Annotated in this window: 17 protein-coding genes and 2 pseudogenes; 8 read left to right on the top strand and 11 right to left on the bottom strand. The window is 67.6% G+C overall.

Features of this window, described 5'->3' with window-relative positions; translation table 11 throughout:
- Window positions 1–63 precede the first annotated feature (63 nt).
- The gene (locus ACZ63F_RS22925; protein ID WP_469713296.1) at window positions 64–1,182 is read right to left on the bottom strand and encodes an ROK family transcriptional regulator; all 1,119 of its coding nucleotides are present in this window, start codon (window positions 1,180–1,182) and stop codon (window positions 64–66) included.
- Window positions 1,183–1,230: 48 nt separating this feature from the next.
- Here ACZ63F_RS22925 and ACZ63F_RS22920 point away from each other — a divergent pair, with 48 nt between their 5' ends.
- Window positions 1,231–2,310: a Gfo/Idh/MocA family oxidoreductase gene (locus ACZ63F_RS22920; RefSeq protein ID WP_469713295.1), complete on the top strand. Its 1,080-nt coding sequence runs from the start codon at window positions 1,231–1,233 to the stop codon at window positions 2,308–2,310.
- Window positions 2,310–2,810, top strand: a complete 501-nt coding sequence (locus tag ACZ63F_RS22915; RefSeq protein ID WP_457698594.1) for a heme-degrading domain-containing protein — start codon at window positions 2,310–2,312, stop codon at window positions 2,808–2,810. The genes ACZ63F_RS22920 and ACZ63F_RS22915 overlap by 1 nt, the downstream gene beginning before the upstream one ends.
- A gap of 109 nt (window positions 2,811–2,919) precedes the next feature.
- Here the strand turns inward: ACZ63F_RS22915 and ACZ63F_RS22910 are convergent, their stop codons facing one another.
- From ACZ63F_RS22910 to ACZ63F_RS22895, 4 genes and pseudogenes are all read right to left on the bottom strand, one after another.
- A complete protein-coding gene (locus ACZ63F_RS22910; protein WP_469713294.1) occupies window positions 2,920–3,777 on the bottom strand; it encodes a fumarylacetoacetate hydrolase family protein in 858 nt (285 codons plus the stop codon).
- A gap of 133 nt (window positions 3,778–3,910) precedes the next feature.
- A complete protein-coding gene (gene yidC / locus ACZ63F_RS22905; protein WP_469713573.1) occupies window positions 3,911–4,678 on the bottom strand; it encodes a membrane protein insertase YidC in 768 nt (255 codons plus the stop codon).
- Window positions 4,679–4,824: 146 nt separating this feature from the next.
- Entirely contained in the window at window positions 4,825–5,139 is a 315-nt protein-coding gene (locus ACZ63F_RS22900; RefSeq protein ID WP_469713572.1) for a DUF6412 domain-containing protein, read from the bottom strand.
- 44 nt (window positions 5,140–5,183) lie between these two features.
- Window positions 5,184–5,329, bottom strand: a pseudogene (locus ACZ63F_RS22895) (winged helix-turn-helix transcriptional regulator); the annotation flags it as partial.
- On the opposite strand from ACZ63F_RS22895, the pseudogene ACZ63F_RS22890 reads away from it, so the two are divergent.
- Window positions 5,313–5,507, top strand: a pseudogene (locus ACZ63F_RS22890) (MFS transporter); the annotation flags it as partial. The pseudogenes ACZ63F_RS22895 and ACZ63F_RS22890 overlap by 17 nt on opposite strands.
- Window positions 5,508–5,636: 129 nt before the next feature.
- Here the strand turns inward: ACZ63F_RS22890 and ACZ63F_RS22885 are convergent.
- Both ACZ63F_RS22885 and ACZ63F_RS22880 read right to left on the bottom strand, forming a co-directional pair.
- A complete protein-coding gene (locus tag ACZ63F_RS22885; RefSeq protein WP_469713293.1) occupies window positions 5,637–5,921 on the bottom strand; it encodes a hypothetical protein in 285 nt (94 codons plus the stop codon).
- Between the two features lie 150 nt (window positions 5,922–6,071).
- Entirely contained in the window at window positions 6,072–6,860 is a 789-nt protein-coding gene (locus ACZ63F_RS22880) for a class E sortase (protein ID WP_469713570.1), read from the bottom strand.
- A 321-nt stretch (window positions 6,861–7,181) separates the two neighbouring features.
- On the opposite strand from ACZ63F_RS22880, the gene ACZ63F_RS22875 reads away from it, so the two are divergent.
- The gene (locus tag ACZ63F_RS22875) at window positions 7,182–8,654 is read left to right on the top strand and encodes a glycoside hydrolase (RefSeq protein ID WP_469713292.1); all 1,473 of its coding nucleotides are present in this window, start codon (window positions 7,182–7,184) and stop codon (window positions 8,652–8,654) included.
- Window positions 8,655–8,710: 56 nt separating this feature from the next.
- On the opposite strand, the gene ACZ63F_RS22870 is transcribed toward ACZ63F_RS22875, so the two are convergent.
- On the bottom strand, window positions 8,711–9,010 hold the full coding sequence (locus ACZ63F_RS22870) for a DUF1905 domain-containing protein (RefSeq protein ID WP_469713290.1): 300 nt from the start codon (window positions 9,008–9,010) through the stop codon (window positions 8,711–8,713).
- An 85-nt stretch (window positions 9,011–9,095) separates the two neighbouring features.
- Here ACZ63F_RS22870 and ACZ63F_RS22865 point away from each other — a divergent pair, with 85 nt between their 5' ends.
- Window positions 9,096–10,106, top strand: coding sequence for a hypothetical protein (locus tag ACZ63F_RS22865; protein WP_469713289.1), 1,011 nt, complete (start codon window positions 9,096–9,098; stop codon window positions 10,104–10,106).
- Between the two features lie 687 nt (window positions 10,107–10,793).
- Here ACZ63F_RS22865 and ACZ63F_RS22860 read toward each other — a convergent pair.
- Window positions 10,794–14,771, bottom strand: coding sequence for a polymorphic toxin-type HINT domain-containing protein (locus tag ACZ63F_RS22860; protein ID WP_469713288.1), 3,978 nt, complete (start codon window positions 14,769–14,771; stop codon window positions 10,794–10,796).
- Window positions 14,772–15,051: 280 nt separating this feature from the next.
- Between ACZ63F_RS22860 and ACZ63F_RS22855 the strand changes: the two genes are divergently transcribed.
- The 3 genes from ACZ63F_RS22855 (at window position 15,052) to ACZ63F_RS22845 (ending at window position 21,129) form a co-directional block, all read left to right on the top strand.
- Window positions 15,052–15,570, top strand: coding sequence for a hypothetical protein (locus tag ACZ63F_RS22855; RefSeq protein WP_469713286.1), 519 nt, complete (start codon window positions 15,052–15,054; stop codon window positions 15,568–15,570).
- Between the two features lie 257 nt (window positions 15,571–15,827).
- Window positions 15,828–17,483, top strand: coding sequence for a S1 family peptidase (locus ACZ63F_RS22850; RefSeq protein WP_469713285.1), 1,656 nt, complete (start codon window positions 15,828–15,830; stop codon window positions 17,481–17,483).
- 499 nt (window positions 17,484–17,982) lie between these two features.
- Window positions 17,983–21,129, top strand: coding sequence for a DEAD/DEAH box helicase (locus ACZ63F_RS22845; RefSeq protein WP_469713283.1), 3,147 nt, complete (start codon window positions 17,983–17,985; stop codon window positions 21,127–21,129).
- On the opposite strand, the gene ACZ63F_RS22840 is transcribed toward ACZ63F_RS22845, so the two are convergent.
- Entirely contained in the window at window positions 21,126–21,905 is a 780-nt protein-coding gene (locus tag ACZ63F_RS22840; RefSeq protein WP_469713282.1) for a hypothetical protein, read from the bottom strand. The two genes, ACZ63F_RS22845 and ACZ63F_RS22840, sit on opposite strands and share 4 nt — an antisense overlap.
- Window positions 21,906–23,099: a GmrSD restriction endonuclease domain-containing protein gene (locus tag ACZ63F_RS22835; RefSeq protein ID WP_469713280.1), complete on the bottom strand. Its 1,194-nt coding sequence runs from the start codon at window positions 23,097–23,099 to the stop codon at window positions 21,906–21,908.
- Window positions 23,100–23,153: the final 54 nt, after the last annotated feature.

Here is a 23,153-nt window from a genome sequence, read left to right as displayed (position 1 = left end):
CGCCTGCCGGCCGGTGGGGGCCGGTCGCGCAGTTCCCCGCGTCCCCTCTTGGCCGAACGGTGGTCAGCCGTCCGCGCGGCCGAACAGGGGGGCGAGGAGCAGTTGGGCGGCGCCCTCCGCGACGCCTCGGTCGCCGCCGGGAGCGAGGCGGACCGGGACGGCCGTGCGCAGGCTGCCCTCCCGCCGGGTGTGGGCGTCGAGGACGGCGGCGACCCCCCGTACGAAGGGCTCCGGCGCGGCGGCGATCGTACGGCCGCCGAGCAGCACGAGGTCGATGTCGAGCAGGCCGGCCAGGTTCGCGGCGCCGACGCCGAGGACCCGCGCCGCCTCGGCCACGTCGCCGCGGGCCACCGCCGCCAGGCACAGCGCCTCGATGCAGCCGCGGTTGCCGCAGTGGCAGGGCGGCCCGTCGAGCTGGACGACCTGGTGCCCGAACTCGCCTGCCCCGGTGCGCGCCCCCCGGTGCACGGTGTCGCCGATCACCAGGCCTGCGCCCAGCCCCGTACCGAGAAGCAGGCAGGCGAAGGAGCCGCTCTCGCCGCCGACGGCGAGTCCGAGGGCCGCCGCGTTGCTGTCCTTGTCGACGACGACCGGCACCCCGAGCCGCTCGGCGAGCGCGTCCCGCAGCGGGAAGCCGTCCCAGGAGGGGAAGCCGGTGACCCGGTGCAGCACCCCGTGGGTGTGGTCGAGCGGCCCCGGCGCCCCGACCCCGACCCCGAGCAGGGTGTCGCCGCCGCGCTCCACCAGCTCACCGGCCACCTCTCCGATCGCACCGAGCACGGCCTCCGCCCCGGCCCCCATGTCCACCGCCGCCTGCCGCTCGGCGACCACCGTGCCGTCGAGGTCGACGAGCACCGCCCGCAGTTCGTCCCGGTCGAGCTGGATCCCCACCGCGTGCCCGGCCTCCGGCACCAGCCGGAGCACGGTGGCCGGCTTGCCGCCCGTGGACGCGCGCCGCCCGGCCTCCGCCGCGAGTCCGTCCTCCCGCAGCCGGGCGGTGATCTTGCTGACCGCCTGCGGGGTGAGCCCGGTCCGCTCGGCCAGTTCGAGCCGGCTGATGCCGTCCTCCCCCGCCGTGCGCAGCAGTTCCAGCACCAGCGCGCTGTTGTGGCTGCGCATGGCCGGCAGATTCGCCCCGACCGCCCCCGGCCGCCCGCTCCTCGTCCTGTTCACGCCACTCATTCTCCCTCCCGCTTGCACTTTGGCAACAGCGTTGCGAAAGTAGGACGCATGACAGCAGCTGCCCCTCCCCTCCGCGTCGGCCTCATCGGCTACGGCCTCGCCGGATCCGTCTTCCACGCCCCCCTGATCGCCGCCGCCGAGGGCCTCGCCCTGGACACGGTGGTCACCTCGAACCCCGAGCGGCAGGCGCAGGCGAAGGCCGAGTTCCCTGGCGTCCGGACGGTCGCCGGCCCCGACGAGCTGTTCGACCGCGCCGCCGAACTCGACCTGGTCGTCATCGCGTCCCCGAACAAGACGCACGTCCCGCTGGCGACGACCGCCCTCAAGGCGGGCCTCCCGGTCGTGGTCGACAAGCCGGTCGCCGGCACCGCCGCCGAGGCACGCGAGCTGGCCGCCCTCGCCGAGGAGCGCGGTCTGCTGCTCTCGGTCTTCCAGAACCGCCGTTGGGACAACGACTTCCTGACCCTGCGCGGCCTTCTCGACGAAGGTGCGCTGGGCGACCCCTGGCGCTTCGAGTCCCGCTTCGAACGCTGGCGTCCGCAGCCCAAGGGCGGCTGGCGCGAGTCCGGCGACCCGGCAGAGATCGGAGGTCTCCTGTACGACCTCGGCAGCCACGTCGTCGACCAGGCCCTGGTCCTCTTCGGCCCCGCCACCGAGGTGTACGCCGAGTCGGTGATCCGCCGGGCCGGCGCCGAGACGGACGACGACACCTTCATCGCCGTCACGCACGCGAACGGCGTCCGCTCCCACCTCTACGCCTCGGCCACGGCGGCCCAGCTCGGCCCGCGCTTCCGGGTGCTGGGCTCGAAGGCGGGCTACGTCAAGTACGGCCTGGACCCGCAGGAGGACGCCCTGCGCAAGGGCGAGCGCCCGGGCACCGCGCCCGCCTGGGGTCAGGAACCGGAGTCGCTGTACGGCCGTGTCGGCGCCGGAGAGTCCCCGGTCACCGGCGGCGGCCGTACCGTCCCGACCCTCCCCGGTGACTACCCCGCGTACTACGCGGCCGTGGCCAAGGCCCTGCGGGGCGAGGGCCCCAACCCGGTGACCGCTCTGGAGGCGGCCGCCGCCCTGGACGTACTCGAAGCAGCCCGCCGTTCGGCACGAGACAAGGTGACGGTGACCCTCTGATGCACCACCCGCAGCTGACCCCGAAGACCACTCCCGAACTCACGCCGCCCGTGGAGGAGCTGGAGAAGCAGGAACGCCGCCTGGTGTTCCGGCAGTTCACGTACGACGACGCCTGGGCGCTCGGCTCCCTGCTGGTGGAGATGGCCCGGGAGCGCCAGGCCCCCGTCGCCATCGACATCCACCGCGCGGGTCAGCAGCTCTTCCACGCGGCCCTGCCCGGCTCCACCCCCGACAACGACGCCTGGATCGCCCGCAAGCGCCGCGTGGTCGAGCGCTACGGCTCGGCCTCCTACCTGGTCGGCGCCCGCTTCCGCGCCAAGGGCACGACCTTCGAGGAGTCCTCCCGCCTGGACCCGGACGAGTACGCGGCCCACGGCGGCTCCTTCCCGATCACCGTCGAGAACGCCGGCGTCATCGGCTCGGTGACGGTCTCGGGCCTCCCCCAACTCCAGGACCACCGCTTCGTGGTGGAGGCCCTGGAGAAGTTCCTGGAGCTGTGAACGCCGACGCCTGTAGCGCCCTTCAGGGGCGCGGGGAACTGCGCGAGCGACCACATCCGGCCCGCGGACGACCGACGAGCGCAGTTCCCCGGCTCTCCCGGCGGAGCGGCTAGGCGTCCTTGAACTCCTGGCGCTGACGGCCGAGCCCCGCGATCTCCAGCTCCACCACGTCCCCGGCCCGCAGGAACGGCTTCGGCTCCGGCGCTCCCAGCGCCACCCCCGCCGGAGTCCCGGTGTTGATGACGTCCCCGGGGTACAGCACCATGAACCGGCTGACGTACCGCACGACTTCCGCCACCGAGAAGATCTGCTCGGCGGTGGTCCCGTCCTGCTTCAGCTCGCCGTTCACCCAGAGCTTCAGCGACAGGTCCTGCGGGTCGGCGACCTCGTCGGCCGTCACCAGCCACGGCCCGAGCGGGTTGAACGTCTCGCAGTTCTTCCCCTTGTCCCAGGTCCCGCCCCGCTCGATCTGGAACTCCCGCTCGGACACGTCGTGCGCGACCGCGTACCCGGCGACGTACGCCAGCGGGTCCTCGTCGTCGGCCACGTACCGCGCCGTACGCCCGATGACCACCGCCAGCTCGACCTCCCAGTCGGTCTTCACCGACCCGCGCGGCACCAGCACGGTGTCGTCCGGCCCCACGACCGTGTCCGCGGCCTTCAGGAAGACGACCGGCTCGGACGGCGGCTCGGCCCCCGTCTCGCGGGCGTGGTCGTGGTAGTTGAGCCCGATGCACACGACCTTCCCGATCCGCCCCAGCGGCGGCCCGATCCGCAGCCCGCTCGCGTCGAGCGCCGGCAGCTCCCCGGCCTCGGCGGCGGCCCGGACCCGGCCGAGCGCCGCGGCGTCGGCGAGCAGCGCACCGTCGATGTCGTCGACGATTCCCGTCAGGTCCCGCAGGACACCCTCGGCGTCGAGCAGCGCGGGCCGCTCAGCCCCCGCCGTACCGACTCGCAGCAGCTTCATGGTCGTCACCATCTCCCTTGACAGCAGTCGCCCGACCGATGGGTGCAGCCATCGGAGGACTGGTCGATCCTCCAAGATGCGCGTGCAGCGGGCAAGAGCCTGTTCACGTACTGGACCGTAGGCACCACGGCCCTCACCTGTACAGCACCGCGCGCTCCACCGCGCTCCACGTCGTGCTGGTCACCACGTAGAGCGCGGCGGCGAGCGGTACCACGGCCACGGTGACCAGCGTGGCGTACGACAGGTACGGCATGACCTTGGTGACCGCGCCGATCCCGGCCACCTGCCGGTCCTCCTCGCTCACCACGGCCGCCGCCCCCGCAGCCGCCCCCGCAGACGCCTCCGCCGCCGCCCCCGCCGCCGTCTCCGCCGCCGTCCGCCTGGCGCGCCGGAAGTTGGCGGTGGCGACGACGGCGACCACGGCGAACAGCGCAAGGTAGACCAGCCCGGCGCTCCCGAACCCGCCGCCGCCCGCACCGGCGAGGACATCGCTCCACCGCCCGCCGAGCGGGGCGCCCAGCAGTTCGTGCGAGAGCAGCCCGTTGCCCCGGCCGCCGATCACCGGGTTGGAGAAGAGGTGGTAGAGCAGGAAGAACGCGGGCAGCTGCAGCAGTCCGGGCAGGCAGCCGGAGAGCGGGGACACCTTCTCCGCCGCGTGCAGCTCCAGCACGGCCTTCTGGAACGCCTCCTGGTCCTTGCCGTGCCGCTTGCGCAGTTCGGCGAGCCTGGGCTGGAGCGCGGCCCGGGCACGCTGCCCGCGGGCGGCCGCGCGGGAGAGGGGATGGACGAGCAGTCGTACGAGCGCGGTGAACAGGACGATCGCTGCGGCGGCCGCGGAGGCGTGGAACAGCGGCTGGAGCAGGTCGGCGAGGTGCTCGACCAGGCCGGTGAAGACCGACAGGGAACCGGACAGGAAAGCGGACATGGGTGGGAGCCCTCCGAGGGGTCTCGTCGTGCCGTGGATGACGGTGCGGAACGGCATGACGACGCGCGCGAGACCGCCCGGGGGCCGGGGGCTGGAAGCCGGAGGCCGGAGGGCCGGGTGGGTTACGCGGGGGTCGCCGGGAGGGCGTGTCCGGGTGCTCGCGGGCGGCTGCGGCCCCTGGCGTCCGGGTCGCGCTGGGGCAGGAAGGCGGTACGCCTGGCCCGGTCGCGGATCGCCGTGCGGACCCGGGTGGGCGGCACGGCGGGCGCGGAGCGCGCGGCGCGCACCGCGCAGACGGCGAGGGCCGAGCCGACGGCGGCGGTCGCGGCGAGCGCGACGGTGGTGAAGAGGCTGCCGGAGTCGAGCAGGAGGAGGTCGAGCAGCAGGAGCAGCAGCAGCGCGGCCGGCCGGGACGGCAGCGCCCAGCGGCTGTTCACGTTCACGCGCACACCGACCGCCCCCCTCTCCGTCTCATCCCCGTTTATACATGATTCGTTTCCAGCGACTCCAGGAGCCTCCTGGGCCTGAGGAGCGCCCTGCTGACGGGACCGGCCGGGCCGAGGCCCGGGCCCGGTACGACGACAACGTCCGCGACGGGACGACGGTTCCACGGGCGGGGCATTCGCCGGGCGCCCAGCAGACCTTCCGCTCCATCGGCTCCTGCGCGGGCGGGGCCCTGACCATCGCCCTCGCCACGTCGTCCGGCGGCGGCCTGGCCCACGGGGCGGACGTGGCGACGGCGGTCTCGGCGGGGCCGGCGGTGCCGGGAGCAGCGGGGGTGGTGGGGCTGCGCGAGCCGACGTGAGCGGGTGCGGCGCGCCGGGCCCGGCACCGGGACCACAGGTCCGGCCCCGCCGGCGCTGGTCGTCACCCGCGGCCCCGCCGGGCGCTTCTCGCCACCCGGCCACCCGGCTGCTCGGCCACCCCACCCCGGCTACCCCGCGGCGACGACCTGACCGGCCGTGACCTGAGGCGGATTGGGCAGCAGCGACGCGAGCTGGTCCCGCACGAAGTCCGCGGCCCTCCTGACCGACTCCTCGGCCCCGGCCTGGTCGTCGTAGACGCTGGTGGAGAGCATCACTCCGTCCCCGGCGTCGACCCAGTAGTAGGCCACGAAACCGGGGACCTGCCGGAGGAGGGGAACGAACCCCGCGTCCACCAGGCGTCCCGCCTCGGCAGGATCCGTCACCCCTTCGTACCGCCGAACCACCGCGTACATAGCCGATCTCCTCACGGATCTCCCGAAGTCACCTCTCTCCCACCGACATATCCCCCGACGCGCGTCTCCCCCTCACGGCACGTCCGGAAGCCCCCCGGACAGACGCACGGATCACCTGGACCGCCGCAACCGCGTTCCGCGTTTGCCGCCCTACGCCCGCGGCCGCGTCGACACCAGCTTCCCCCACACCACCATCCGGTACCGGGACGTGAACTCGGGCGTGCAGGTGGTGAGCGTGATGTAGTACCCCGGCTCCTTGTAGCCGTACGACGGCTTCACGACCGACCGCGGTACGGGCCGTACGACCCCCGAGTCACGCGCCGAGGTCTGCGGCAGGACCTGGTCCACGACGTACGTGTAGGTCGCCGACGCCGTCTCCACCTCGACCGGGTCCCCGAGCCGGAGCCGGGGCAGGTACCGGAACGGCTCGCCGTGGGTGTTCCGGTGCCCGGCGAGCGCGAAGTTCCCGGCCTGGCCCGGCTGCTGGGTGCCGGGGTAGTGGCCGACGTACCCGTGGTTGAGCACCTTCGGCTTGCTGACGCCCTCGGCGACCGGCACGCGCAGCCCGAGCCGCGGGATGACGAGGACGGCGTAGGCCTGGGAGGCGACAATCCGGGTGGTGGACGACGTCCGCGCCCCACCGGCCCCACCGGCCCCGGCGGTACGGCCGGACCCCGCGGACCCGGCCGTGCCGGAACCGCCCTTCCCCCCGCCGCTCCCCGCTCCCCCGGAGCCGTCCACCGTTCCTCCCCCGCCGCCCCACTCCCGCTCCAGGGCCTCGACCTTCCGCTCGGCCCCCTGCTTGGCCTCCCGGTTGGTCCACCACAGCTGGTGCACGACCAGGAGCATCAGCACCACGCCCACCGTGACGAGCAGTTCGCCCCCGGTCCACAGCGCCCGCCGACGCCGGGCCCGCCACCGCCGCTCACCGTGCCCCACCACCCGCACCGCGCACCTCCCGCCGGTCCCACCGACCCCGTCCGGGGCCCCCGGCCACCGGCCGGTCGCACCGACCCCCAGCCGGTCCCGCACGATAGGGCGCCCACCGCCAACTCACCAGAGCCGCGCGGCCACCCGTCACCACACCTCCCCCCACCCTCTTCCTCCACTGGTTTTAGAAACCACTGTCAGAAACCGCCGTCACAACCCTCGACAACCTCACGCACCACACCCGATGCTTCCTGTTGGCATGCGGGGGGACGAGTCGACGCCGGTCCGGGAACCGGTGTTTGAGCCGCACGGAGAGGTTGAGAAACAGCCATGATCCGACGCAGAACACTCCTGGCCGCCGCGGGTGGCGGCCTCCTGGGCAGCGCCCTGGCCACCGGCACGGCCCACGCCGACGCCACCATCGCCGTCAGCCCGTCCACCTCCTGGGGCACCTGGGAGGGCTGGGGCACCTCCCTGGCCTGGTGGGGCAACGTCTTCGGCACCCGCGACGACTTCGCCGACATCTTCTTCACCACCAAGTCGACGACGTACAACAGCACTTCACTGCCCGGCCTCGGCCTGAACATCGCCCGCTACAACCTGGGCGCCTGCAGCTGGAACAGCGTGAACGGCGAATCGATGGTCGCCTCCGCCAACATCCCCTCCTTCAAACAGATCGAGGGCTACTGGCAGGACTGGAACAACGAGGACCCGACCTCCTCGGCCTGGGACTGGACCGCCGACGCCACCCAGCGCGCCATGCTCGTGAAGGCCGTGAACCGCGGCGCGACCGCCGAGCTCTTCGCCAACTCCCCCATGTGGTGGATGTGTGACAACCACAACCCGTCCGGCGCCGCCGACGGCGGCAACAACCTCCAGTCCTGGAACTACCGCCAGCACGCCTCCCACCTCGCCTCCGTGGCCCTCTACGCCAAGAACCACTGGGGCGTGAACTTCGCGACCGTGGAGGCCTTCAACGAACCGTCCTCCTCCTGGTGGACGGCGACCGGCACGCAAGAGGGCTGCCACATCGACTCGACGGTCCAGTCGGCCGTACTCCCCTACCTGCGCAGCGAGTTGAACAGCCGAGGCCTGACGGCCACGAAGATCTCCGCATCGGACGAGACGAGCTACGACCTGGCCCGCACCACCTGGAACTCCTTCTCCTCCACCACGAAGGGCTACGTGGACCGCGTCAACGTCCACGGCTACCAGGGCTCCGGCGGCCGCCGCGACCTCCTCTACACCGACGTCGTGACGACGGCCGGCAAGGCCCTGTGGAACTCCGAGACCGGCGACAACGACGGCACCGGCTACACCATGGCCTTCAACCTGCTCTACGACTTCCGCTGGCTGCACCCCACCGCCTGGGTCTACTGGCAGGTCATGGACCCGTCCACGAACTGGGCGATGATCGCGTACGACGCGAACACCCTGGCGGCCGGCGCGGTCACCACCAAGTACTACGTGATGGCCCAGTTCAGCCGCCACATCCGCCCGGGGATGAAGATCCTGGACACCGGCGTGAGCAACGCGGTGGCCGCCTACGACTCCTCGGCCAGACGCCTGGTGATAGTGGCCCTCAACACCGCCACCTCCGCCCAGACCTTCACCTTCAACCTCTCCGGCTTCACGACGGTGACCGGCGGCACCAACGGCCTGGTCCCCCGCTGGAACACGGTGACGACGGGCGGCGACGCGTACAAGGCGTACTCGGACACCTACCTGTCCGGGAAGACGGTCGCGGTGTCGGTGGCGGCGAAGGCGGTCCAGACCCTCCAGATCGACGGCGTGACGATCTGACCCGGCCGGCCAGGCGGCGGGACACGCGTCTCACCGGTGCCCGCCGCCCCCATCCGCTACCCGACCCGCACCCGCATCACCACCCGCACCTCGTCCCCCGCCTCGACCCCCTGCGCCTTCCGCACCGCGCTCTTCAACGGCAGCAGATACCCCCCGTCCTTGGGAAACAAGGACGTCTCGAACACCACCCCACCCACCCCACCCAAGGTCACTTCGACCGGCACGACCCCCCACCCGTACGAGGCCATGCCCGCCACGGCCCGCACCTCCTCGCACTCCTCCTCCGGCACCGGCACGAAGTAGTACGGAGCAGGCCCCCGCCACTCCACGACACACCCACCGAACTCGAACCGCACGGACGACTCCCCTCACCGCCGACTGCACCGACTGCCCCCCATCCCTATCTCTTCTTTGTCACCGCCGGGCAGTACCGTGTCGTTCATGCGCCCCGACACGCCTGCCGAGAACGTCGACCACACCGCCGAAGCGGCACGCCTGGAGCGGACCGCCGGCCGCTACCCCGAGGACACCGAAGCCCTCCTCCTCCAGGCCGCGGCCCACCTGGAACTGGCCGACGACCGCCCCGCCGCCACCGCGCTCTACGACCGCCTCCTCGCCACCCCGGACACCCTGGAGAACGCACCGCTGGTCCGGGCCCTCAAGGCGTCGAACCTCTGGGAGTACGACCACGAGGCGGAGGCCAGGGCGATCATCGAGGGCATCCGCGCCACCGCCCCCCGCGACCCGGCGCCCTGGGTGATCGTCGCGGAGTCCCTCGAGTCCCACGACGAGCTGGAAGCGGCCCACGACACGTTCACGGAGGCGGCCACCCTCCTCCTCACGGACGTGGCCGAACCCCCCTACGCCACGCGCCCGGTGTTGTTCGGCCGCCACCGCGTCCGCCGCATGCTCGGCCTCCCCCACGACGACTGGGACGCCCGCGCCGACACCCTCCACTCGTCCCCCGTCTCCCTGGACGAACTCCACGACCCGAAGCGCGTCTGGTCCCTGGGCTCCGAGAACCCCGAGGAGCTGGAGGCGGAGATCTCCCGCCTCCGAGCCGAACTCGGCACCTACCGAGAGGCCCTCTCCCGCCCCTTCCCGGTGGCGGTCCTCCACTGGCCGGCGGAAGAACTGACGGAACTCCTGTCGGCGTACCCCGACCTGGCCACGGAGTACCCGTCCCACCCCGAGCACCTCGCGACCATAGAGACCTCCCTCCGCGAACTCTCCGTCTCCGGCACCGGCAACCTCGGCATCGTCACCGGCACCGTCCCCTCCTACGAGGCCTTCGCCGCCTCGGAGGGCTCGTCCCCGTCCGACACCGCCCTCCTCCCGCAGTACGCGACGACCCTGGCGGCCCGGGGGCGGGCAGTGGCCTGGCCGCCGCAGCGAACGTCGGACTGCTGGTGCGGCCAGCCCCAGCCGTACGACGCCTGCCACGGCGCATAAAAAGCGGTTCGGCGAAGCGGCCTGCCGCAGAAAGACCTGGGGGGGGCCGCGTCAGCCGTACTTCCGGGATTCCATCGACTCAAGGAGGTGGAATCCCGCTACCCTGCCGCCGACGGATAGTTCACCGTCCGGGAAAAGACCCATGCGCATCGCGGAAGTGCTCGACCTGCGTCTTCGGCTATCACATAAAACGTGCTGGAATGATCTCCAGGCTCCATACGTCGCCATGTCCCGGGAATTCTCCACGGACGGCACCCGGATCATCCAGGACGTGGGCCGAAGCCCCGACAGAACGTTTCCGAAGGATGCGGTACCCGGGCGACCCTTCGATCACTTCCAAGGCACCGCTTCCAGGGATCCGCTCATACTCACGTTGAACATCGGTCCAGTTCGTGAAGGGCTCGAACCGAACACCCAGTCGTTCGCGAACTTCCTCTCGCAGGTCGGGCGAATGGAGCAGTCGGTGAACTTCCAGGGAAATAGCCTGGCACACCCAATCTGGATCTCCACCGTACGTCACCTCGAAAAGACCGTAGTCTCGCCGAAGGGTCCTGGAGTTCCGGCGACCCGTGAAATCGTCCGCGTAAGAGAGCGGAACTACAGAATCCGCCACTTCGGGACTGTCACCGATCCCGAACCCGAGGAGCGAGCCAGTGGAGAGCACGTGGGCGATGAATTCTGCACCCGTCATCCCAGTTTCTCCAATGCCTTGATCAAGAACTGGAGCTCGAGAGCCCGATTGCTCGCATTTCCCCAGTTGTGCGTGTTCATGTGCTTTTGCGCGGCCCTTGCCTTCTGGATCAAATCCTGGCGTAGTTCGGGGCTGCTTTTGAGTGTGTCAAGAACCTTCTGAACGCTCTTGTCCGACGCCATACCCGTCTTGAGTCGGATCCCCTTGGCACCCAACCCTCCCTCGTGACTGAAGACATGAACCTCGTCTGCGCCCACATGCAGATGCGCTCCCTTCGTCGCCCAGTCCGAAGCAACGGGGGAGACCCGTACTCCGCAGACTTCATTGTGCACCAGGACCGACGTATTGCCGGCCAGCACGTAATACGTGTGCAGTCCGTCGACGGTCAAATTGTACGTTCGAGCATGCTGCGTGAAACTCCGGTTGCCCTCAACGGTGGCAGCGCTCCCGTCGACGGTGCGCAACGTCATTCCAGAATGCAGGTTTGCTGCCTTGACCCACGATCCTTCGGAAGGCGACCAGAAGGGATGCTCATACGTTGCAGTGAGGTGCTCGGTACCGCGAGATGTTGCTATGGAGAGTTCGTTGAAGGATGTGTCCAGACCGGTGACGATGAGTTCTTCGACAGTGCGGGCCTGCGTTTCCCCTGTACGAGGGTCGGTGGCGATGACCTGATCCCCGACGCCCACGGTCTCAATGGCCTGCCGGCTTCCGTCCGCCATCAACACCTTTGTGCCCGCGAGGAAGCACGTGGCGCATTTGATCACCCTGGCCGCGCGTGAAGCCTCCGTGATGTCCTCAATAGATTCGGCACCCTTTTTGATGAGCTTGAGCTTGCCGATGGGCAGGAACGACATGGCCGCCAGGGCGCACTTGCCGAGCTTGGGGTTGTCGATGCAGTCCTTGGCGTCGTTCAGGCCGAGTACTTCCCACGCGAGTTCCTTCATGACAGGGTCGATCGTGGGGAACACGAGGTCCTGGCCTGCCAGAGCGCACGGCGGAAGGCTGTCGCGGTTCATCGGGATGTAGCACCTGGGCTTGTTCTCTGCGTCCCGCTGCTTTTGGCGTGCTTCCTCAGCCAGTCGACGTTCTTCGGCCAACTCCACTTCGCGCTTCTTGACGACGTCCTTCCACGCGGCCTCCGCGAGTTCATCGGCCTCCGCGGAACTCTTTCCTGCGTCCAGGGCCGACTGGCGTGCGTCATCCGAGGCCTGCGCGGCGGACATCGCAGAAGCGCGCGCGTAGTCGGCGGAGAACTCTGCCTGAGCAGCCGATTCCTCGGCGGCGGCGGCGTCCTGGTCGGCGCGGTTGGCGGCGACACGTGCGGTGGTGGCGGAGGTCTTGGCCTTGCTGGCGCTGGACTCGGCCCGGTCGGCGGCCTCGTCTGCTTCGGTAGCGTAGCCCGCGGCTTCCGTGGCGCTTCGGGCCGCGTCGTTCTTCGCCTTCTCGGCGTCCGCGGCAGCGCCCTTGGCCTCGAAGGCGGCCTGCGCAGCGAGGTGGCTGTTCCTGCGCGCGTTGGCCGCGATCTCCAGACCCTCGGCGATCAGCCGTTCGACCTGTGCAACGTGGTTGGAGGCAAGCTGGTCCTTGCGGTCCGCCATGTACTGCCCCGCCTCGACGAACGCGTGAACCTCGTCCACAGAGCCGGCCAGAGCGATCTTGGCTGCTGACTTCACCTCGGGGCCGCTGTCGTTGTACAGCTTGCTCGCCGTCACCCTTTCGTCGGTCTGGCGGGCCGCGTACTGGCCGTTGTTGAGAAAGCTGAGCAGCGCCTGGGTGCTGCCGTCCTCCAATGCCTCCCTGGCTGCTTCCTTGACGCCCGGGCCGCCGTCGTTGAAGAGCTTGGAGGCCATGACGCGGTAGTCGGCGTTGGCGACCTGGTGCTGGCCGCTCGTGTAGAAGTCGAGGATCTGCTGGGCGCTGCCGTTGAGTGCCTCGGTCGCGGCGGTGCGCACCGCCGCGTAGGGGCTGTTCGAGGCGAGGTCGGAGACCTGCTGGCGTGTCTCGTCCGCGACTGCCTTGTCCCATCCCGACTTCAGATACGCGATCACGTCGGCGTCTGTGCCGGACAGGGCCTGGGCTGCTGCCTCCTTGCGCCAGGAGCCGAAGTACTTCAACGCTCGCAGTGCTACTGCACGCCCCTTGACGGCTGTCGCTGCCTCATCGGTGTCGGGCTTGCCCGCCTCGGCAGCCAGGGCCTTGGTGTCCTCGACGATCGACTGGCCCTCCACGACCGTCTTGGACACCTCCACGGTGAAGGTGTCAGCCGTGGCCTTGTGCGTCATCGCGGACTCGACACCCGCATTGGTGCGTGTCTTGAGATCCTCGGCCTCGGTCTCCCGGGCGATGGCGAAGGTCTTCTGCGCGGTCGTGACCGCCGCGGTGGCGGTGTCCGCCGCAACCTTGGCCGCAGCAGCCTGTTTGGCGGCCTCCGCCGCCCGATCGGCCGCCTCTCCGGCGTGGTTGGCCGCGTCGTCGGCGGCGTCCGCTGCCTTCTCTGCGTGCGTGGCGGCCGAGTTGGCCGCATCTCGCGCCTCGTTGGCAGCGGTGGCCGACTTGCGGGCCAGCGACTCGGCGGCGCTCGCGGCGCGGTCGGCTTCGGCGGCGTGGCGGCGGGTTTCTGCAGCAGCGGCTCGCGCCTCGGTCGAGGAGCCCCCGGCGGCCGCCGCGTAGTCAGCCGCCTGATCGGCCGCAGCCGCAGCCTTGTTGGCGTTGCCGGTCGCACTGCGCGAAGCCGCTGCCGCGTCCGCGGCGGCCAGCGACGCCTTTCCGGCCTGCTCGGCAGCGCGGGCCGACTTCTTCGCCAGCTCGCCCGCCTTACGGGCCTCGGCAGCCCGGTCGCGAGCAGCCTGCGCCTTGTCTTTGTCCTTGCTCGCGGCATACGCCGCGTTCGACGCCCGGCCGGCCGCCTCGGCCGCAGCCGCAGCCGCGTTCGCGGTCTGCGCAGCGGCCAACGAGGCTCGACGCGCAGAGGCATTGGCCGCGTTCGCCGCACCGATCGCCTGCTGCGAGGCCTCGGACGCCGCGCGGGCCGCATCCGCTGCCTGCATGGCCTTCACCGACGCACGATTCGCGTCGTTCTTCGCCGCCTCGGTCTCCTTGGCCGCCTTCTGCGCCGCCTCCAGTGCGAGTACCGCAGCCGCGATCGCCTTGGCGGACGCCTCCTCGGCCTTGTCCGTCGCTTCCTCGGCCTGCTTTCCGGCCTTCTCCGCCTGCTCGGTCAACTGAGCGACGGTGGTGTATTCCTGGTCACGGTTGCGCGCGACGAACTGGCCGACCTCGAGGAACTCGACGATGTCGTCGGGAGTACCCCGCAGTGCGAGCTTGGCGGCCGCCTTCACGTTGGGGCCGCCGAAGTTGTACAGCCTGCTGGTCTCGACCCGGTCGTCGGCCTCCCGGGCCTTGAACTGACCGACCTGCAAAAACTGCTTCACATCCTCGGGCGTGCCCAGCAGTGCGGCCTTGCCCGCGTCCTGTACACCGGGGCCGCCGAAGTTCACGATCCGGCTGGCCTCCACTCGCTGATCCTGCTCCTGCGGAGCCCTCCAGCCGTCGTCCAAGAAGGCCTCCACATCTTCGGGAGTGCCCTGCAGCGCAGCCTTTGCCGCCTCCCGCACCGCCGGCCCGCCGACATTCACCACGCGCGAGACGTTCACCCGGTCGTCCGTCTGCTGAAGCGTGGGCATGTCGGTGAGGAACTGGTTGATGTCCTCGTCCGAACCGAGGAGGGCCCGCTCAGCCGCTTCCTTGATGCCACTGCCGCCGGATTCCCAGACTTCGACAACCTGGCCACGGAAGGCCGGGGCGTAGGGGTCCTCAGCCGCAGCGACTGGCGCAGCACCGAGCAGCCCGGCAGCCAGCGATGTGCACAGCACCGCGGCGCAGACGGCGCGAGGAGCGAACGCCCTCAGCGAAGCTCTTCGCTGCACTTCGTGTATTCGCGCTGTTCGACCGAGAGTCAGGGGTTTCTTCACTTGGCGATCCTTCAGTGATCAATCACCACCAAGCAGGAACATCGAGAAATGGGCACAATGGTGCCGCATGTCCATTTCGACCGAGTTGCCGTGTGGCGTGCGTACGGGTGAAGACCTTCTTCACCTGCAGACGTTGATGCACCGTCAGGCGATGCCTTCGGTGCGCGTAACGGCGCCGCGTGGCGCACCAGCGGAACATTACATGGACTTTACTTAGTGCGTACAACATGATTACCTTGCGGTCGCTTTGATCCACGTGTCAGCCACCTGTGAGGAATCCGTGTCGACGCCCCCTGCCCGAAAGACCCTTCTGGGCGGTCTCACGGCCACCCTCGTGCTGGGTCTTGGCGCCACCGCGCTCGCCCTACCGCAGACAGCGCCCGCGGCCGGGCAGGTCGCCACGACCGCCGACGGCATGCCAGTCGCCGTCGAGGACTACAACTACCCCGGCGCCGCCAAGGTGCAGCAGGAGCGCGGCGTCGTTCTCAAACGCGGCGACGGGCACATCTGGCTCACCGACGTGACCACCCTGAATGACTGTGTGGACCCGTCGAACATCGCGATCGAGGCCCGTACGGGGGTCTACTGCTTCAAGGCCAACGCCAAGTCCGGCTATCTGACCCTTGAGTTGCCCGACACCTTCAATATCTGGACCCAGGCCCACCCGGTGAAGGCCACGCTGACCGCTCAGGGCAAGGACACCGTCGTCAACGCCCCGGCGGACGACCTCACGCCGGTTGGGGAAGCCGGCGACACCGGCCTGCGCTCAGCCTTGGTCGAGATCCGTATCACCGGCTGACGGCCCGAGACGGCGGCCCTCCAGCTCCTCGTCGGCCCTCGGGCCCACCGGATGCAGCTCTCCGCCCGGCAACGTCCCCGTGGAACATCGCAGTACGCCCGGCAGACGTCCAAGCGCCGCACGGACGACCGGTCTGGTCGTATCGCCTCCCGACATCTGGAATGCCGAGGGGGCGTATTCACCCCCACACCTACGGCGCCGATTCACCTGACGCGCACGTCAGTTCGCTGACCACCGAAGACTCATGAGGAACAGATATGTCTGGCAAGCGCTCTCGCATCGCGTGGGCTGCAGCACTGCTCACCGCAACGGTCTCGGCCGCCGGAACCCTCACCGGGACCACCGCGCAGGGCCTGGACGGTGACGTTGCCACAAGTGGAGCCGCCGCCTTCACCGCAAAGATCGACATCGGTGACGGTACTCGAGCCTGTACAGGCACTCTCATCAACAACCAGTGGATGATCACTGCCGCGAGCTGCTTCGCCGACGACCCGGGTCAGGCCACGTCGCTGCCGGCAGGGGTGCCGAAGCTGAAGTCGACCGCGACGATCGGCCGCACGGACCTCACCACCGCCACCGGTGAGGTCCGCGACATCACCCAGCTCATACCACGGACCGACCGCGACCTGGTCCTGGCCAGGCTCTCCGCCCCGGTCTACGGCCTGCCGTTCCTGCACCCGGCCACCGGCGCACCGGAAGCGGGCGAGACGCTCAAGGGCGCCGGGTACGGGCGGACCAAGGACACCTGGGTCCCCGACACCCTGCACTCCGGCGCCTTCACCAGCAAGAGCGTCGACGCGACGACCCTGGACATCGACGGGGCCCCCGTCTGCAAGGGTGACACCGGCGCCCCCGTCTTCCGGGAGAAGAACGGTCGCCCCGAACTGGCCGCGATCGTCACCAACTCCTGGCAGGGCGGCTGCCTGGGCACCGACCCCGCAGAGACCCGGACCGCGGCACGCGCCAGCCGGGTCGACGACATCCGGTCCTGGATCACGGACAACACCGCCTCCACGCTGAGCGTCTGGAACGCCCAGATGCTCGCCAGGACCAGCACCGGTCTGTACCACAGCATGCGGAACAGCAACGGCGACTGGACGGGCTTCGGCGATGTGCAGAAGGTCGCCGGGACCATCACCGACATCGCGTACGCGGCCGACGCGGCGATCAAGGGCAAGAACTACGTCTTCGCTGTCGGCGGCGACGGCCACGTCTACGAGGCCAACCGGCGCCCGACCGGCGGCTGGGACGCCTTCCGCGACCTGACCGGCGAACTCGGCACCAAGCCCGCGTTCACCAAGATCGCCGTCACCTCCACCGGTCCGGGTCTGGCGCTGATCGGGCTCGCGGGCGGCAAGGTCTACCACGCCACCCAGGACGCGGACGAGAAGTGGTCCAAGTGGGGCGACGTCACCAACCAGCTCGGCGCGCTCGACGACATCACCCAGGTCGCCACCGGACAGACCAGCGGCGGAGAGACCCAGATCGGTGTCGTCTCCGGCACCAACGCCTACCACGCCATCCGCCACTCGGACGGCACCTGGTCCAAGTGGGGCCACATCAACAAGGCAGCCACCAACATCGGCCCGGTCAACGGCATGGCCTTCGCCGGCATCGGCGGTGACCTCCAGGTCGTCCTCACCAACACCACCGGCGGCATCAAGCACGGCATCCGCGCGGCGGACGGCAGCTGGAGCTCCTTCGGGAACCTCAGCAGCAGGCTCGGCGCGGACACCATGATCAGCGTCGGCGCGGCCGCGGTGGCCGGAGAATTCCAGACCGCCGTCGTCACCCCCGACGGGAAGATCAAGCACACCCTTCGCCACGCCAACGGCAAGTGGGACGCCACCGAACAGGTCGTCGGCTACCCCGGCACCCCCCAGAGCGTCGCCCTCACCGGCAGCACCGCCTGACACCCCGCTACGGCCGACGCCGCCCAGGCAACCACCGTGACTGGGCGCGTCGCCCATCAGGCCTTCCTGCTGCCCGCGGCGCGCTCCGGGACCCGTTGCCATCCCAGCGGTGAAAAGTCCCCTCTCCAAACAACCCGCATCCGCCACCCCACCCGGCGTGCCCGAACGGTCCGACGCGCCCCCAACCCCGGCCAAGACCGCAGCCCACCCCCAGCCCCACCCGGCAAGCCGCCCACTTCCCCCGGGCGGCCCGCTCGCTTCCATCCCGTGCTGGAGCGGCCCGGGTCAAGGGTGGCCCGCAGGGCCATCGGCGCAGCCGACGCGGACGCGGAGCGCAGCGGAGCGGGAGCGCCCTTGAGGCGGGGCACGGAGGCACAACACTGAAAAAAAGCGGGCGGCCCAGCAGCAACTCTGGAGACGCCGCAGCTCTCAGGAAAGATTGTCAGTGCCACCTGCTAGAACAGAGCTATCGCTGTGGCATGAGGGATTGGGGATCTGCGTGACTCAGTCAGGGGACCTGTCGCAGCCTGTAGCGGGTGTTTACGAGGAACTCGTCACCCATCGTCTGCAGGAGCAGATAGAGCAGCTGAGCGCGGCCGGCTGGAAGGCCATCGATGATGGGGTCAGCGAGGAATCGTCACCTTATGTACTTGCCCGACACATCGGCCAGGCCATAGTGCAACGACTCAGCCAGGTGCCGCCGGATAGGCGTGTTGCTGTCGCCAACAAACTCATCGAATCACTCGCCTACAGCTCTGGCGACCGCGAACCCAGTGATGCGGTCGAGCTGATCGCTGATGGTCCCCGTCAGCTCCTGGCATTGGCTGAGAAGGAAGCCCCCGGCGTCTACGCGGTCCGCCCGCTAACGCCACTGTCAGAAACTGCGCTCATCACCAACTCTCCTGAAGACCCCAGCCTCGGCAGCGAGTTGCGCGCGGAACTGGCCACGGCAGACCGCGTTGACCTGCTCTGTGCATTCGTGAAGTGGTATGGCCTACGGGTACTCGAAGACTCTCTCCGCGCTGCCAAGGAGCGCGGTGTACCGATCCGAGTCATCACCACTACGTACATCGGCGCCACCGACCGCCACGCACTCGATCGACTCGTCCGCGACTTCGGCGCCCAAGTGAAGGTCAATTACGAGATCCGCTCGACGCGCCTCCATGCGAAGGCGTGGCTGTTCCGCCGCAAGAGCGGATTCGACACGGCGTACGTCGGTAGCTCCAACCTCTCTAAAGCCGCGCTTCTCGACGGCTTGGAGTGGAACGTGCGGCTGTCATCGGTGGCAACCCCAGCTGTGCTCAACAAGTTCGAAGCCACCTTCGACGCGTACTGGAACGACATCGCCTTCGAACCGTATGCCCCAGACGCCGACGGTGACCGTCTCGATCGGGCTCTGGCACAGGCCAGCGGAACCGGCCCCACAACCGACCTCAAGATCAGCCTTTCAGGCCTTGACGTCCGTCCGTACCCGCATCAGCAGGACATGCTGGAACGTCTGCGTATCGAGCGCGAGATCCGTGGCAGGAACCGCAATCTCCTCGTCGCAGCGACCGGGACCGGTAAGACGGTCATGGCGGCACTCGACTACAGAAACCTACGCAGGAAACTAGGCAGCGGAAATCCGAAGCTGCTTTTTGTGGCCCACCGCAAGGAGATTCTCAAGCAGTCCCTGCGTACTTACCGTGAGGTGCTCGACGACGCATCGTTCGGTGAGCTCCTCTACTCCAACGAAGATCCGGCGGCATGGAACCACGTCTTCGCTAGCGTCCAGTCGCTCAACCTTCAGCGACTGGAGCAGCTCGCCCCGGGGCACTTCGACGTCATCGTCATTGATGAGTTCCATCACGCCACAGCGGCCACCTACCGGCGCGTCATCGACCACTTCCACCCAAAGGAACTGTTGGGACTCACTGCGACACCCGAGCGGATGGATGGCCTGCATGTGCAGGACGAGTTCTTCGACGGGCGAATCGCTGCGGAGATGCGCCTTTGGGAAGCCCTAGAGAACGATCTCCTATGCCCTTTCCACTATTTCGGCACTCCCGACGGTACCGATCTCACCAATCTAACTTGGCAGAAGGGGAGCTACGCGGATCGGGATCTCGACAACGTCTACACCGGCAACGATGCCCGGGCCCGCATCGTCGTTAAGCAGATCCGCGACAAAGTTGCCAATCCAGGAGCGATGCGGGCCCTCGGCTTCTGTGTGACCAAGGCCCATGCACACTTCATGGCCGACTTCTTTGGCAAGGCCGGTTTCCAGGCCGTGGCGCTGGACAGCGACTCACCTGCCGCAGCCAGGGCGCAATCCCTGTCCGACCTTCGAGATGGCAAACTTCAGGTGATCTTCTCCGTTGATCTGTTCAACGAAGGTCTGGACATCCCTGACGTCGACACCCTGTTGCTTCTGCGCCCCACGAACAGCGCCACGATCTTCCTTCAGCAGTTGGGCCGAGGACTACGTCGGACGGAGTCCAAGCCCGTCCTCACGGTGCTCGACTTCATCGGTCAGCACCGAGCGGAGTTCCGATTCGAGGAGCAGTTCCGCGCTCTGACAAACCTGTCTCGCAACCGGCTTGTCGACCACGTCGAGCATGACTTTCCGCAGCTTCCTTCCGGCTGTCAAATCATCCTGGAAGGCAAGTCCAAAGACCTTATCCTCGACAATATCCGTGCCCAACTCGCGGCGAGTGTCAAGGTATTGGTGAAGGAGGTCAAGGACTACAGCACACCACACCTCACGGACTATCTACGAGAGAGTCGGCGAGAGATCAAGGAGCTCTACAAGAGCGACAACTCCTGGACCACTGTCCTTCGCAGGGCTGACCTCATCAAGGAGCCGGCGCCGTCCGGCGAAGCAGCACTCCTCAAGCGCGTCCACGCTTTCCTCCACGTGGACGATCCTGAGCGTGCCCAGACCTACCTCCGCCTTCTCGCTGACGACGCCCCTGGATACGAAGCGCTGTCGCCAACCGACCAGGCGTACGCTCGCATGCTCTTCTTCAACCTCTGGGACAACGCCGGTGGCTTCTCCAACTTTCGGGAAGGGCTCGAATCACTGCGTTCCCAGCCAGTGTTCCGGGACGAGCTCCGACAGGTGCTGTCGTACGTCATCGAGCGCTCCGATCACTTCCCGATTCCTCTCTCCGGCCCGCACAGCCACATTCCCTTGAAGGTGCACAGCGCGTACAACCGCTCCGAAATACTGGCCGCGCTCGGCGTGGCCCGGTTCGGCGGTCAGATGCCCAGGTCCTTCGCTCAGGGAGTGCAGTGGGTTGAGGACATTCGGACTGACGCCCTGCTCATCACCCTGGAGAAGAACGAGAAGGACTTCTCACCCACCATCCGCTACAAAGACTTCGCGCTGAGCCCTCAGCTCTTCCACTGGGAGTCGCAGAACGCGACTGCAGAAAACTCTCCAACGGGTCTGCGCTACCGGAACCACGTCCAACAGGGCAGCAGCGTCCTCGTGTTCATGCGCCGTTACAAGACCACCGACATAGGCAAGTCGCACCCCTGGATGCTCCTCGGTCCAGCTACATATGAGGAGCACACCGGCAGCAAGCCGATGGCGATCACATGGCGTCTGAAGCATGAGCTGCCGGCTGACGTGTGGATCTACTCGGCGATCGCAGCCAGTTAATCCACGACCATCGCGAGAGATCGATCCAGAAGGTCGCGCAACTCCGGAAGAGAGTCCCTCACCGCGGCCCACCTTTCCCAAGCGTCGCCAACAGACATCTGTTGGTAGATAGGGCTGGGAAGGCTCTGGTAGGGGTACTTACCCGCGGTCGTCGATCGATGCGCCGCCTCGCCTCGCCCGGCAGCCAAGCTACGGAGAGCCGCGACCAGACTTGAGCACTCCTCCCGCACCAAGGCTTTACTGAATCCCAGGGGCTCGAGCAAGCGACACAGATCCTTGTCAGATATCCCGTGACTGGTACCGACCACCTCATCCCGGTACCAGTTACTAACCCGCCCGATCAGCGTCTTCCTGTTCAGTATGGGAACCTCGTCGACGTCGGCTTGCTTGAACTTCCCGCCGGACGGCTTCATCTTCTTGACCTGCGCCGGCGAGGCATAGAAATCAACAAAGTAACCTTGCCCCTCTAGCATGTTTCCGATACTTCTCCGAAAATAGATAGTGAGAGCATGGAGACAATAGTGCTGCATCGCCTTGTTGTCTTCTTTTGCCCAGCGCGCCAGATATTCCAGACATTGCGTCTCAACGAACTCTTCCAGTTCGGAGCTACAGAGAATAAGGAAGGCTCTGACTCGAACCCGAACATCATTAAAGTACTCGTCCGTCATCTCAACAGGATCGGGGGCAATCCGGCCGTCGCCAGTGAGCATGCGCAGCTCCCTAGCGACAGCGTTCACGTTGGACTCAAGCGAGGAAACTGCTTCCCACTCGGTCACTTAGGACACCTCAGACAGTGCAATAACGCTACTGGGCAGATCGGCCTGAACCCCCGACATGTCTTGGAGCTGCTGCCTCCAGGCCCCAAACCGCGTCTTCACGGCAAGCGGCGTCTTTGTTGTGCTACTGACCGCATCGACGAAGTCTCGATCCTCCTCACAGAGGAGTTGAAACTGCGCCTTAACGTCGGCTGCGTGACTCACCTGCCACCGTCTGAGCTCCGAATTCACCAGGAAGTGAATCTGCACATCGAAGATCGCTCTATTGAAGGCCCGCTCGAATCGGCCGCGAGTGTACTTCCTGCATACATCGTCGCCAAAAATCGTGCGCGCTGCCTCAATAGCGGCATCTAGTTCGTTGGCCGCCTTACGTACCTTCGCCCCCGAGTCGACATCCCAAGACGCCGTGAGAGCCTTCGCCGTCCCATCGAGGAAATTCTTGAGATTTCCTTCGTACGGCTGGACACCAAAGTGAAAGGCAAGGAACCTCAACAGGAGCTCCGCATCCACCATGCGTCGATCAGGCTTGCTCTTATTGAGAAGCGAGCGAAGGGCGAGGCTTGCGCCCGAGCGCTCGTCCACAAAGTCCATAAATTTGCCCGGAAAGAGCGCCTGCCTCAGTTCCTGCGGAGAGAGCTTGAGACTTCCGGAATTGAGGCGATAGAATACCGTGTACAGAAAGTCTTGACTGTGCCACTTACGCAACAGCACAGCTCGAATTGTTGCATTTTCAAATCTCACCGCCTCGACCGGATAGCCCTCTTGCATCTCGTCATACGTTATGCCGTTGAGCTTTTTCGTTTCCGTCAGTCCAGTGAGCTTCAACCGTTCAGGAAGCCACTCAATGTCTCGCGGATCACCAGGATCGGCGCAGAACTGTCGAATTGCCAGAAGGCGTTGTTTACCATCGATTACCATGTACCGACCAGGCGTGTTCTGGTCCTCAGCAAGCACGATCTGCGGCACAGGGTAGCGCTGAACCAATGACTCTATGTACCTAGACTTGGCCACCTTGGTCCAAGCGTCACGTCGCTGAAAGCTGGGATTGAGATCAATACGCCCCTTACGCATCTGACTCACGACAGTCTCGACTGTCCAGTCGACCGTCGTCGTCGCTGCCTCATCATCGTCCCAGGCGGACAGATCCTGCTCGTCCTCGCCGGACTCGTCGACATATTCATCCAAGTCAGTCATGCCCTGGAGTGTATATGTCATCGGTTTCCTGTCGTCACTGCTCAGCGGGAACTG

This window comes from Streptomyces sp. NPDC104761, from assembly GCF_055583445.1.
Note: the sequence above shows the minus strand (reverse complement) of the source record. Positions and strands in the feature narration are given on the sequence as shown.